The organism is Bacillus sp. A015 (assembly GCF_053851875.1).
This window is the reverse complement of sequence record NZ_JBSPZB010000049.1, coordinates 1-860: the sequence shown is the minus strand read 5'-3', so window position 1 is coordinate 860 and position 860 is coordinate 1. Positions and strand designations below refer to the sequence as shown.

The window sequence follows — 860 nt, the reverse complement described above, 5'->3', positions numbered from 1 at the left end:
CTTTATCTATCCTAACATTATGTAAGAATAAATATGGTGGAGGATGACGGGCTCGAACCGCCGACCCTCTGCTTGTAAGGCAGATGCTCTCCCAGCTGAGCTAATCCTCCACTATGTAGGAATCTCTCGATCCGACAAAGATTATTATATACAGGTTTCGCTCATTTGTAAAGGCTATATTAAAAAAATTTTATTTCATTTTTCGTTACGTATTTCTTTTAATAAATGATAGTCATTTCACCTGTCAAAACAGCTGCAATTCAACGTTCATCAGCTAAACTTCTCCACTCTATATTCTCTTTAAAAACATTCAATTCCTTCTGAAATATCGGCTGCCTATCATTTTTATACTTTAATGATATAGATATTCCTTAGAGATCATTAATAGGCGTAATATATTAAATAGCAACGGGCTTATATATTTCTATTTAAATGAATTTGTATGCAGAACCTACTACTCTGTCTTTCTATTGTTTTTTCCATAGAAAAGGTTTCAACACGCTCAATGTGCTTTCTCCTTGGTTTCAAAGAGTTTCGCTTGTAAATGAGGTGACGCTGCCATCGTTCATAAAACAAATGAAATCAGATAGACTTTCTTTCAAGTACCACAAAAAAGACCAGTTCCGTCTGGAACTGATCCTTAGAAAAGCTTGGCGACGTCCTACTCTCACAGGGGGAAACCCCCAACTACCATCGGCGCTGAAGAGCTTAACTTCCGTGTTCGGTATGGGAACGGGTGTGACCTCTTTGCTATCGCCACCAAACCTGATGGAGAGAATGTTCTCTCAAAACTAGATAACAATGTTCATGCTTCACATTAGAATATAGGTTAAGTCCTCGATCTATTAGTATCTGTCAGC

At 37.8% G+C, this 860-nt stretch carries 1 tRNA gene and 1 rRNA gene; both read right to left on the bottom strand.

Going from position 1 to position 860, the window contains the following annotated elements:
- Positions 1-34 precede the first annotated feature (34 nt).
- A tRNA-Val gene (locus ACSLGF_RS18740) sits at positions 35-110 on the bottom strand.
- Positions 111-648: 538 nt separating this feature from the next.
- Positions 649-764 (bottom strand): 5S ribosomal RNA (gene rrf, locus ACSLGF_RS18735).
- Between the last annotated feature and the right edge of the window lie 96 nt (positions 765-860).